Here is an 11951-nt window from a genome sequence, read left to right as displayed (position 1 = left end):
GAACGATGGTCCCGGCTATCAACTGTTCAGGTCTATCGCGTGTTCTTGTATAGCAATGTGTAGCTATGCTGAACGGATGTTGGATCTGCACCGGCTGCGCCTGCTGCGTGAGGTGCACGGTCGTGGCACCGTGCATGGCGCCGCGCGGGCGCTCGGGTACACGCCGAGTGCGATCTCTCAGCAGCTGTCGGTCCTGGAGCGCGAGGCCGGTACGCCGTTGCTCGAAAGGATCGGTCGCAATGTCCGGCTGACCGCTGCGGGTCAGGTCTTGGTGCGGCACGCGGCGGCGCTGTTGGAAGGGGTCGAGGCTGCTGAGGCTGAGCTGGCCACGATCGCGGCCGGGCGGGCAGCCGGAGTGGTCCGGGTAGCGGCCTTTCAGTCCGCGTTCCTGCGGATCGTGGCTCCGGCGGTACGGGCGTTGGCCGTGAGCCATCCCGAGATCCGCATCGAGGCCGCCGAGGTCGAGGTGGAGCAGGCGGCGCCGGCGTTGCGGTTGCACCAGTTGGACGTCGTGGTCGGCGACGAGTACGACGGACAACCGCGGGCCGTGCACGCCGACCTTGATCGCGAGCGGTTGCTGCGCGAACGCATTCGGGTCGTGTTGCCTGCCGATCATCCGGAGGCTGCGGTCGAGCGGGTGTCGCTCGCGCGATTGGCCGACGTACCTTGGGCCGCTTGTCAGCCCGGCACCGGGCACCGCGAGATGCACGTACGGGTCTGCCGGGAGTTCGGTGGGTTCGAACCCGATCTCCGCTACAGCTCGGACGACTTCCTGATCTTGCTGGAGTTGGTCCGCACGACTGGGGCTGGTGCGTTGCTTCCGGATTTGGTGCTCGGCTACGGCGCTCCCGGGGTCGCGGTCCGTCTACCTGCCGAGGGGGAGATCGGCCGAGAGATCTTCCTGCTCACGCGGCGAAGTCGCACACCGGCCGTGGCCGCGGTCGCCGCCGCCTTACGCGTCGCCGCCGACGAGAGCCCGCGCAACGATTAGCCCAGCCAGGCCAGGCTGGAGCGCGTCTCTGTGGTCGGTTTGTACTCGCAGGCGGCGTCCCCCTGGTAGCCGGCGGCCTTCAAGGCGTCGAGGGTCGCGTCGATCGGCAAGGTGCCTGAGCCTGGTTCGCCTCGGCCGGGGCTGTCGGCGAGCTGTACGTGCGCGATGTTCGCGCCGAGCGCCGTTGCGGTGCTGACGAGATCGACTCCGTTGCTGCCGAGGTGGAACGTGTCGAACAGCAGCGAGACGTTGTCCACGTCCTTCAATGGCCCATCGAGGATCGCCAGTACGTCGTCCGCCGTGTGCAACGGATAGCGCCCGTTCAATCCTTCGGTGAGTGGCTCGATCAGCACGGTGCCGCCGAAGCCAGCTACCGCTTCTGCGGCGGATCGGATCGCTGCGGCTGCTGTGGCTGCCTGTTCCGCGGATGACCAGCGATCGTCGAGTTGGCCGTAGAGCAGGTTGAAGAGCCGGCAGCCAGTGCGTTCGGCGATCGCGACGATCGCTCGGGTGTTGGCGGCCAGTTGGTCCTGGCGGTCCGGATGCGAGGCGACGCCGCGTTCGCCCGCCGGTATGTCGCCGCCGTAAAAGTTCAGCGCGCCGAGCTCAACCTCAGCTGATTCGACGATCCGCACGAAGTCGTCGATCTCGGCCGGCGAGGGATCGGGTACGGCGAACGGCCACCACGACTCGACGACGGTGAAACCGGCCTCCGCGGCAGCGGTGAACCGCTCGGCATACGGCAGCTCGGTGAACAGCATCGAGACGTTAACACTCAGTCGATGCCCTCTGTACTCCATGTGAAAAAGGCTAACACTAGCTCTTGCTATACGTGCAAACTTGTCTAACAATCTTACGACCCGACCGACTCCGGAGGCGCGATGCACACCGACCCCGAGCAGCAGGCGACAGTCACGCAAACGCAGCCGACAGAGGCCGGGCCAACGGACACCACCGGTGGACCCGCGGCCGACAACGGGACGACAACACCCACCGCCCGCTACCCCCGCTCCGCCGGGAGGACGACAGCCGCCGGGACCACGGCTGCGGAGGCTGAGGCTCTGTCGGCTGCGAGGGCGACAGCAACAGCCGTGGGTGACGGGCGGATCATCGGGGCTCGGGATGCGGATTGGCCGTTGGCGGCTACTCGGTGGGCTCAGATCACGTTGGCCGAGGACGATCCGGAGCATTTTGACGCGGACTTCTGGTTGGACCTGATGCGGGACAGCAAGTCGAACGCGACCTGCATCAGCGCCGGCGGCTACATCGCCTACTACCCGACACAGCTCGAGTACCACTACCGCAGCAAGTACCTCGGTGACACCGACCCGTTCGGCACGCTGGTCGAAGGCGCCCGCAGCCTCGGCATGAGCGTGATGGCCCGCGTCGACCCGCACGCGATCCACGCCGACGCGGCGACCGCGCACCCCGAGTGGTTGGCCCGCGACATCGACGGCAACCCGCTCGAGCACTGGGCGCATCCCGACATCTGGCTGACGTGTGCGTTCACGTCGTACCACCGCGAGTTCATCACCGAGGTGGCGCGCGAGATCGTCCGCGAGTACGACGTGGATGCGATCTTCGCCAACCGGTGGGAGGGGTACTACGGCATCTCCTACAGTGAGGCGGCTCGTCGGTCGTTCCGCGACGACACGGGTCTCGAACTCCCGGTCGCCGAGCAAGCCGAAGGCTGGCATGAGTACGTCGAGTGGCGGCGGAGACGGCTGAGTCAGCTGGTCGGGATCTGGGACCAGGCGGTCCGCGACGTCCGCCCGCATGCGCGGTTCATCCCCAACCTCGGCGCCCTCGCCGCCCGCGATCTCGACCGGGATCTGGCCGAGCGGCTCTACCCGATCTTCATCATCGACAAGCAGGGCCGCTCCGGGATCGAGGCGCCGTGGGGCGCCGGTCGCAACGGCAAGCGCAACCGCGGCGTCTTCCCCGACCGTCCGGTTCGCCTGATCACGTCCGTTGGTCCCGAGCATCACCAACACCGCTGGAAGGACTCGGTCGCACCCGCCGAGGAGGTGAAGACCTGGATCGTCGATGGTTTCGCCCAGGGCGCGCTGCCGTGGTTCACGAAGTTCAACGCAAGCGTGCCGGATCAGCGTTGGGTCGAACCGATCGTCGAGGCGTTCAACCTGCACGCAGCCGTCGAGCCCGTGCTCAAGGACCTCCGCATCACCGCCGAGGTCGCCCTGCTCGATCCGACGCGAGCCGGCCAACTCCGCAACGACCACCGAGGCGATCACGAGGACGGCTTCTACCAGGCCTTGGTCGAAGCACGCGTCCCGTTCGAGTTCATCTCCGACCAGGTGCTGTCGGCCGAGCGCCTCAGCCCGTTCAAGGTCGTCGTACTCGCGAATGCCGAGCAACTCAGTGATGCACAGTGTCTTGTCTTACAGGAGTACATCGCTAACGGTGGCTCAGTCGTGGCAGCGTACGAGACCTCGTTGTACGACGAACGCGGGCAAGCGCGGGCCGATTTCGGCCTGGGAGAAGCGCTGGCATCCGGTTGAGCGAGCCGAGTCGTGCGGTGAAGAACAACTACATCGCGTTGATGGACTCGCATCCGTTGAACCGCGGGTTCGAAGGCACCAGCCGGATCATCGGCGGTACCCGCATCCTCGGGGTGGATCTCCGGGTGGATCTCGGAGTCGGCCCAGGGGTGGAGACGGACGCGGTGGTTCCGTTCCGCTTCATCCCGGACTTCCCGGATCTGCCGATGGAGGAGGTCTATCAGCGGGAGGCGCCGGATCGGCCGGCGGTGGTCTGCACCGAGAACGCGAACGGCGGCCGGACCGTCTACTTCCCGTTCAATCTCGGCGCGATCTTCTGGGAGGCGCTCCAGACCGACCACGGCCGGCTGATCGCGAACGCTGTCGGCTGGGCGCTCGGCAAGACGCCGGAGGTAACCGTCGAAGGCGCCGGGCTCGTGGATGTCGCCGTACATCGGGGTGAGACGAGCATGGCCGTTGCCTTGGTCAACCTCACGAATCCGATGGCGATGCGCGGCCCGATCCGCGAGACCCTGCCGCTGCCGCCGCAGACCGTGTCGATCGCCGTACCCGACCGCCACGTGAAGGCGCGCCTGCTCGTCGCCGGGGTGGATGTCGAGCCGACGATCGCGGACGGCCGGGCCGAGATCGTCATCCCGACCGCGGGGCTGCTCGAGATCGTGCACGTTGATTGGAGCAACCAATGAGGATCGGCTTCGTCGGGCTCGGCGTGATGGGTCGGCCGATGGCGGCCAACCTGATTGCCGCCGGCCACGAACTCTCGGTCTATCGCGGCCGCACCGATGTCGACGCGTACCGCTGCCAGTCCGCCGCCGAGGCGGCCGAGCGGTCCGACGTCGTCATCCTGATGGTCCCGGACACACCGGATGTCGAGGATGCCCTGTTCGGTTCGGACGGGGTGGCCGAGGGGCTCCGGCCGGGGTCGCTGGTGATCGACATGAGTTCGATCTCGCCCACGGCAACCGTCGACTTCGGGCAGCGGATCGAGAAGCTCGGCTGCGACTACCTGGATGCGCCGGTGTCCGGCGGCGAGATCGGCGCGCGGGAGGCAACGCTGACGATCATGGTCGGCGGGCGGCCGGAGGTGTTCGACCGGGCGCGGCCGATCTTCGAGACGCTCGGTAAGAACATCACGCTGATCGGCGGCACCGGAGCCGGCCAGACCGCCAAGGTCGCCAACCAGATCGTCGTCGGCCTCACCATCGAGGCCGTGGCCGAGGCGCTGACGTTCGCGAAGGCGGCCGGCGCGGATCCGGCCGTCGTCCGCGAGGCTCTGATGGGTGGGTTCGCGAGTTCGCGCATCCTCGAGCTGCATGGCGAGCGGATGGTGCGGGAGACGTTCGATCCCGGGTTCCGGATTCGCCTGCACCGCAAGGATCTCGGCCTCGCGGTCCAGGCCGCGGCCGACCTCAATCTGGCCCTGCCGAACACCGCGGCGACCCAGCAACTGATGAACGCGGCCATCGCGGACGGGGACGGCGACCTGGACCACTCGGCGCTCTACAAGACGTTGCGGAGGGGGCGCACATGAGGTTGTGGTGGCACGAACCCTTCCGGATGTTCCAGACCAACCTGCGCGAGATCGACGCCGGTCTGGATGTCGAGAAGGTGCTGGACTACCTGGTGGAGTTCGGCGCCGACACCTGGCTCCTCAGCGTGGGCGGGATCCTGTCGAACTACCCGACCGATCTCGACTTCCAGACCCGCAACCCGTACTTGGCCGAGCGGCCGTCCGGCGACCTCGTCGGCGATGCCGTGAAGGCGGCCGGACGGCGGGGGATCCGGGTGATGGGCCGGATGGACTTCTCCAAGATCGACCACCGCCGGGCCGAGGCGCATCCGGATTGGTGCTTTGTCGCACCGAGTGGCGAGCATCAGGTGTACAACGGCCTGACAAGTGTCTGTCCCAGCGGTGACTACTACCAGGCAAGGCTGTTCGACGTACTCGACGAAGTGCTCGACCGGTATCCGATCGACGGCTTCTTCTGCAACTGGATGTCGTTCAACGAGGTTGACTACAGCCGTCGCTACTGGGGTGTCTGTCACTGTGTCAGCTGTGAGCGCTTGTATGACAAGCCGCTCCCGGAAGGCAAGGATTCACCCAGGTACGACGACTGGCAGCGCTTCTCCAAAGGCGTGCTGGCCGACCTGACCGGGCGGATCCGGCAGCACCTCGCTGATCGTCGACCCGAGGCGCCGCTGGTACTCGGGGACCAGGCCGACATCGTGTTTCACGAGGCGAACAATGCCGTCGGCCGGCCGCTGTGGCACCACCGCACCAGCGAGAGCGTCAGCGCCGCGAAGACCTATCGCCCGACTGTGCCCGTGCTGGCCAACTCGGTCGGGTTTGTGGACATGCCATACAGGATGGCGAGTGAGGATCCGAACCACTTCGCGCAGTACCTGGTCCAGGCGATCGCTCGCGGCGCCAACCCGTCGACGTACATCATGGGCACGCCCAACGTCAGCCCGTACACGTGTCTGACAGTTGCCATTGAACTGACGAGATTCCACCGCGATCACGCAGACGTGTACACCGACCTCGTCCCGGCTGCGGAGACGTTGCTGGTCAGGCCGTCGTCGGGATCCACTGCGGAGTTCCAGGGGCTCTACCTTTCGCTGCTCCAGTGCCACATCCCGTACGACGTCCTACCGCAGGAGCGACTGGGCGACGTCGACCTGAGCCGCTACCGGGTCGTCGTACTGCCGGATCTCGGGCCGGTCGATTCGGTGATCGATCACTATGTCGACGCCGGCGGAGCTGTCGTGGCAACCGGTAGCACAAGGCTTGCATGTCTACCTGTCAGACAGTTGGCCAGTTATGACACCGAGGAGGCGACACGGTCGCTGCACCTCGAGGGCGGGGTGCCGGTGTTCGGTGCCTTCCACGTGGTCGAGCCGGCCGCCGACGCGGAGGTCGGGTTGCTCTCGCTGTCCAGAGCGCCGTACGGGCCGCCGGAGAAGTGCCACGGGCATGTGCAACTGGAGCACCCGGGCGTGATCCGGAGCGGCGGGCACGAGGACCCGGGCGTGATCCGGGGCGGCGGGCGCGAGGACGAGCACGGACGCGGGCGCGAGGACGGGCACGGACGCGGGCGCGAGGACGGGCGCGGGCACCAGCGCGGGCACGAGCGCGGGCGTGAGCAACAGAACGGTCCCGGCCGGGTCGTGTTGTTGCCGTGGACCGTCGGGCGGTCCTATCGCGAGGTCGGTCTGAGCGTGCATCGCGAGATCTTCGTCGACGAGGTGATCAAGGCCGGTGGGCCGCAGGTGGAGACGGACCTGCCGGAGCAGGTGGAGATCGTGCTCGGCCGGTCGGCGGCCGGGACCGTCGTCCATCTGCTGAACAGATCGGGGGATACCGACCAGCGATTCGCACCGCCCGTGCGGATCGGTCCGGCTGAGCTGAGGCTGCCGGACGGCGTACGTGAAGTTCAGGCGCTGCGGTCGGGTGAGCGGCTGCCGGTGACGGACGGGCGAGTGCGGGTGCCGGAGATCGGGTTGTTCGAAGTACTGGTCTGTGTGTGAGGAGAGCGAGATGGATCGGCGAGGATTTCTCAAGCTCGCGCTGGCGACGGGCACCGCGACCGGAGTGGCAGCGGTCTCGGGGTGCAGCGGCAGCAGCGGCGGACCTTCGGGTGAAGGAGGCAATGTCACACTGCGGTACGCGTGGTGGGGCAACAGCATCCGGCAGCAGAACTACACCAAGGCGCTGAAACAGTTCAGTACGGCGAACCCGTCGATCGCGATCGAGCCGGAGTTCGCCGACTACACCGCCTTCCAGGAGCGGATGACGACGCAGATCGCCGCCCGCGACGTACCGGACATCTTCTGGATCGCGTCGCCGCAGGTGATGACGTACCACAAGAGCAAGCTGTACCGGAAGCTGGACGACATCCCGACGTTCAAGTGGGACGACTACAGCAAGGAGGACCTGGAAACGTTCAAGCTCGCCGGCGAGCTGAACACGTTGCCCTTCGCAATCTTCACCCCGGTCGTCCGCTACAACGAAACTGTCGCGACGGCCGACGGCGTGACGATTCCGGCCGAAGGAGCCGGGTGGACCTGGGACAGTCTGGCCGAGCTCCTCGTTGCCTACAGCAAAAACAATCCCGGCAAGCGGAAGGGTACGCCGTACGCGCCCGATCACGACCTGACCTTCGAGGCGTGGCTTCGGCAGCGTGGCGAACAGTTGTGGACCGAGGACGGTCAGGTCGGGTTCACGGTCGACGGACTGGGCAGCTGGCTCGACTGGTGGGAGAAGCTGCGCAAGGCCGGTGCCGCGCTGTCGCTCAGCGAGCAGGAGGGGATGGGTCCGGACTGGGCGCAGGTGGGGAAGAAGGTGCTGGTCAACTTCGGCAACTCCAACCACATCATCGACGACGCGAAGATGTTCCCGAAGGAGCGGTTCCGGTTGCGCGCGGCCCCGATCGCGCCGACCGCGGTGGACGGACACAAGTACCTGTACTTCCCGCGGATGGCGATCTACCAGCGGATCGACGACGCCAACCTCGAGGCGGCCGGCAAGGTGCTCGACTACAACGTCAACAATCCCGAGATGCTGAAGACGGTCCGGCTGACGATGGGTGCGCCGACCAACCCGAAGGTGGCCGAGCAGGCCCAGGCGTTCGCGAGCCAGGACGAGAAGGAGATGCTCGCGGTGGTCCAGAAGGAACGGGCTGCGCAGCGCAAGCCGAGGTACGAGGCGCCGCCCGGATCGAGCACCTGGCGTACGACGACCAGCCGCATCTGCGAGGAGATCGCGCTGGGCCGGACCACGGTGCCGGACGGCGCGAAGAAGCTGGTCGACGAGATTGCCGCCGGTATCAAGAGAGCACAATGATGACAAGGAAGCCTGTCTTCCATCTCAACCGGCAGGGCCGGGCTGCTCACATCTTCCTGATCCCGTGGCAGCTCGGCTTCCTGCTCATCACCGCCGTACCGCTGTTCGCGTCGCTGTACCTGGCCTTCACCGACTACGACATCCTGAACGCGCCGGAGTGGACCGGGCTGGAGAACTTCCAGCGGATGATCCACGACGAGCAGTTCTGGGCGTCGGTCCGGGTCACGCTCGTCTACGTGCTCGTGTCGGTGCCGTTGCAGCTCGGGTTCGCGTTGTTGCTCGCGCTGATCCTCGACCGCGGGCTGAGCGGGCTCGCCTTCTACCGCAGTGCTTTCTACCTGCCGTCGTTGCTGGGGTCGAGTGTCGCGATCGCCATCCTTTGGCGGGAGATCTTCGGCGACGACGGCCTGATCAACAAGGGTCTGGCGCTGATCGGGATCCACGGCGAGAGCTGGCTGCAGAATCCCAGCACTGCTCTCTCGACTCTGATCGTGCTGAACGTGTGGACCTTCGGGTCGCCGATGGTGATCTTCCTGGCCGGTCTGCGGCAGATCCCGGACGAGCTGTACGAGGCCGCTCGCGTTGACGGCGCGGGGACAATTGAGCAGTTCGTGCATGTCACGGTGCCGCTGCTGACGCCGATCATCTTCTTCAATCTGATCTTGCAGACAATCGGCGCGTTCCAGACCTTCACCCAGGCTCACATCGTCAGCGGCGGGACCGGAGGTCCGGCCAACTCGACGCTGTTCTACACGCTGTACGTGTACCAGCAGGGGTTCGTTGCCTTCGACATGGGTTACGCGTCTGCACTGGCTTGGGTGCTGATGGTCGCGATCGCCGCGATCACCGCAGTGCACTTCCTGATCTCGAAGTACTGGGTCTTCTACGGAGACAGCTGATGGCGACCCCGACTGCAACACAGACACTGGCCGCGGGTGAGGTGATCAGCAGCCCGGCGCCGGTCCGCCAGCGCCGGATCCGGGCCGCGTTCAAGCACGCGGGGCTGCTGGTGTTCGTGGCGTTCATGATCTATCCGCTGGTCTGGATGGTGGTCAGCGCGTTCAAGCCGGCCGACCAGATCCTGACCGAGCCGGGCATCATCCCGACCGACCTGACGTTCGAGAACTTCAAGGACGGCTGGCACGCGCTGAACCGGCCGTTCTCGGTGTTCTTCGTGAACTCGCTGCTGGTCACCATCGGGTCGATCGCCGGCAATCTGTTCTCCTGCTCGTTGACGGCGTACGCGCTGGCCCGGCTGCAGTTCAAGATGCGGAAGGTGTACTTCGCGATCACGCTGGCCTCGGTGATGCTGCCGTTCCACGTGCTGGTGATCCCGCAGTACATCTTCTTCTCCCAGCTCGGCCTGGTGAACACCTACTGGCCGCTACTGATTCCGAAGTTCTTGGCCACCGACGCGTTCTTCATCTTCCTGATGGTGCAGTTCATCCGGACCCTGCCGCGCGAGCTCGACCGGGCCGCCTGGATCGACGGGGCCGGACCGTTCCTGACGTTCTGGTACGTCGTCCTGCCGCTGATGCGACCCGCGTTGGTGACGACGACGATCTTCACCTTCATCTGGACCTGGAACGACTTCTTCGTACCGTTGATCTACCTGACCAGGACGCAGGTGTTCACCGTGCCGGTGGCGCTGAACTCCATGGTCGACTCCGAGACCCAGAGTGGGGTGGGCATGCTGTTCGCCATGTCGTTGCTGTCACTGATTCCGATCCTGATCTTCTTCGCGGTCGCTCAGAAGTACCTGATCCGCGGTATCGCCACCACGGGGCTCAAATGATCATCGTTGTCGTCGGCAAGGAGTCACCGGACCTCGTCGACGTCGCTGGTGACGGTGTGGAAGTGCGCTTTGTCAGACAGTTGGACGAGGCAGACGATGTGTTGGGTGAGATGGAGGCGGTGATCGGACGGGTACCCCCGGCGGTCCTGCGGAAGGCGCCGCGTCTGCGCTGGGTGCACAGCCCGTCCGCCGGCGTCGATGCCGATCTGTCCCCGGAGATGCTGGCGTCTCCCGTCGTACTGACGTCGAGCGCCGGTAACGGCGGGATCTCGCTGGCCGAGCACTCGATGTTGCTGATGCTCATGCTCAGCCGGGACGTACCGCGCTGGATGCGGGCCCAGGCGGAGCGTCGGTGGGACCACTACAGGCATGGCGAGTTGGCTGGTCTGACAGTTGGCATTTACGGACTTGGCAACGCCGGACTCGACTTGGCCCGTAAGGCGCAGGCGTTCCACATGCGTGTGCTCGGCGTACGACGTCGTGTCGAGGAGCCGGCGCCGTACGTCGACCTGCTCTGCGACCTCGACCAGATGCTGGCGGAGTCGGACTTCGTCGTGGTCACGGCCCCGCGGACGCCCTCGACGGCCGGGGTCTTCGACCGGGACGCGTTCGCGCGGATGAAAGAGACGGCGTACTTCATCTGCATCTCCCGCGGTGGGATCGCGGACGACAACGCCCTGCTGGACGCGCTGCGGAACGGGCAGATCGCGGGTGCGGGCCTGGACGCGCACGGCGTGGAACCGTTGCCCCCAGACAGCCCGTTCTGGTCGTTGCCGAACGTCATCGTGACACCGCACAACGGCGCTACCAGCCACGGAACCGCCCGTCGCGGCGCCGAAATCGTCCGCGAGAACCTGCGCCGATTCGTCGCCGGAGAAGTTCTCCACAACGTGGTTGACAAGGCCGCCGGCTACTGATTGCGGACAGTACACTTGCGTGACCATTTTGAAACCCGGAGGGGGTGCTGTGGGTACCGAAGCGAGCCTCGAGCTCGGGCCGTCCTCGCTGACCGATGCGCTGTACGAGTCGGTCCGCAAGCGGATCGTGAACGGCGAGATCCCGCAGGGGGAGAAGGTCACCGAGGTCCGCCTCGCCTCCGAGTACAACGTCGCCCGGCCGACCGCGAAGGCGGCGCTGGAGCGACTGACCGCGCTCGGCCTGTTACGTCGTACGGCGCACAAGACGGCCGTCGTCCCGGTGCTCGACCAGGCCGAGATCCGCGACCTGTTCTTCAGCCGGATGACGATCGAGACGGCCGCGGTGTCCGTGCTCGGCCAGATCGGCAAGGTGCCTGAGCCGGCGGCCCGGGCGCAGGTGGCGATCGAGTACGCCGCCCGCGACCGGCTGTTCGAGAACCAGGTCGAGGCGGACATCGCCTTCCACACCGCGCTCGTCGCCGGCGCCCACAGCTGGCGACTGTCCCGCATGCACGAACTCATCATCGGCGAAGTCCACCTCACCATGGGCCAGTACAAAGCCCACCGCAAAGCCGACCCGTCCACGGTCGCGCAGGAGCACGCCTCCATCCTCCAGGCAATCGAAGCCGGCGATCCCCGCATCGCCGTCATGCACATGACCTACCACCTCGAACAAGCCCAGAGCCGCCTCCTCAGCACGTTGAGCGAGGACCTGAACGCAACGACGTAAGGACGTCGTCACCGCCGCCGGTGTCGCTGGGGATTGACGAATCCCGTCCTGCGCGGGAGGGTCGGGGAGGAACGGGCGGGTCTGGGGGAGGTCCGGCTGCCCGTCGGGGTTCAGACGCTCTCTGGGGTGGGGTTCGCGCTGCGCTCGACGGCGACG

Annotated in this window: 11 protein-coding genes; 10 read left to right on the top strand and 1 reads right to left on the bottom strand. The window is 66.3% G+C overall.

Features of this window, described 5'->3' with window-relative positions:
- Positions 1 to 76 precede the first annotated feature (76 nt).
- The gene (locus tag ACGFIF_RS37380; protein ID WP_393161244.1) at positions 77 to 991 is read left to right on the top strand and encodes a LysR family transcriptional regulator; all 915 of its coding nucleotides are present in this window, start codon (positions 77 to 79) and stop codon (positions 989 to 991) included.
- On the opposite strand, the gene ACGFIF_RS37375 is transcribed toward ACGFIF_RS37380, so the two are convergent.
- Positions 988 to 1791, bottom strand: a complete 804-nt coding sequence (locus ACGFIF_RS37375) for a hydroxypyruvate isomerase family protein (RefSeq protein ID WP_393161242.1) — start codon at positions 1789 to 1791, stop codon at positions 988 to 990. The genes ACGFIF_RS37380 and ACGFIF_RS37375 overlap by 4 nt on opposite strands.
- Positions 1792 to 2127: 336 nt before the next feature.
- On the opposite strand from ACGFIF_RS37375, the gene ACGFIF_RS37370 reads away from it, so the two are divergent.
- The 9 genes from ACGFIF_RS37370 to ACGFIF_RS37330 are packed head-to-tail and all read left to right on the top strand — an operon-like array spanning position 2128 to position 11795.
- Positions 2128 to 3510 (top strand): alpha-amylase family protein, encoded by a 1383-nt coding sequence (locus ACGFIF_RS37370; protein WP_393161240.1) that lies wholly within the window; start codon positions 2128 to 2130, stop codon positions 3508 to 3510.
- Positions 3507 to 4196: a hypothetical protein gene (locus ACGFIF_RS37365; protein WP_393161238.1), complete on the top strand. Its 690-nt coding sequence runs from the start codon at positions 3507 to 3509 to the stop codon at positions 4194 to 4196. The genes ACGFIF_RS37370 and ACGFIF_RS37365 overlap by 4 nt, the downstream gene beginning before the upstream one ends.
- Positions 4193 to 5041 (top strand): 2-hydroxy-3-oxopropionate reductase, encoded by an 849-nt coding sequence (locus tag ACGFIF_RS37360; protein WP_393161236.1) that lies wholly within the window; start codon positions 4193 to 4195, stop codon positions 5039 to 5041. Before ACGFIF_RS37365 ends, ACGFIF_RS37360 begins: the two co-directional genes overlap by 4 nt.
- Positions 5038 to 7038, top strand: a complete 2001-nt coding sequence (locus ACGFIF_RS37355) for an alpha-amylase family protein (RefSeq protein WP_393161234.1) — start codon at positions 5038 to 5040, stop codon at positions 7036 to 7038. Before ACGFIF_RS37360 ends, ACGFIF_RS37355 begins: the two co-directional genes overlap by 4 nt.
- Before the next feature lie 10 nt (positions 7039 to 7048).
- Complete coding sequence (locus ACGFIF_RS37350; RefSeq protein WP_393161232.1) at positions 7049 to 8353, top strand: ABC transporter substrate-binding protein; 1305 nt, start codon at positions 7049 to 7051, stop codon at positions 8351 to 8353.
- Entirely contained in the window at positions 8353 to 9252 is a 900-nt protein-coding gene (locus ACGFIF_RS37345) for a carbohydrate ABC transporter permease (RefSeq protein ID WP_393161230.1), read from the top strand. The genes ACGFIF_RS37350 and ACGFIF_RS37345 overlap by 1 nt, the downstream gene beginning before the upstream one ends.
- Positions 9252 to 10148, top strand: coding sequence for a carbohydrate ABC transporter permease (locus ACGFIF_RS37340; RefSeq protein ID WP_393161228.1), 897 nt, complete (start codon positions 9252 to 9254; stop codon positions 10146 to 10148). The genes ACGFIF_RS37345 and ACGFIF_RS37340 overlap by 1 nt, the downstream gene beginning before the upstream one ends.
- Positions 10145 to 11065, top strand: a complete 921-nt coding sequence (locus tag ACGFIF_RS37335; protein ID WP_393161226.1) for a D-2-hydroxyacid dehydrogenase — start codon at positions 10145 to 10147, stop codon at positions 11063 to 11065. The genes ACGFIF_RS37340 and ACGFIF_RS37335 overlap by 4 nt, the downstream gene beginning before the upstream one ends.
- 49 nt (positions 11066 to 11114) lie before the next feature.
- Complete coding sequence (locus tag ACGFIF_RS37330) at positions 11115 to 11795, top strand: GntR family transcriptional regulator (RefSeq protein ID WP_393161224.1); 681 nt, start codon at positions 11115 to 11117, stop codon at positions 11793 to 11795.
- The last annotated feature ends 156 nt before the right edge of the window (positions 11796 to 11951 follow it).

The sequence above is a fragment of the Kribbella sp. NPDC049174 genome (genome assembly GCF_043197365.1).
In the GTDB taxonomy this organism is placed as follows: domain Bacteria; phylum Actinomycetota; class Actinomycetes; order Propionibacteriales; family Kribbellaceae; genus Kribbella.
The sequence above is the reverse complement of the archived record's forward strand: the minus strand, read 5'-3'. Positions and strand labels throughout refer to the sequence as shown.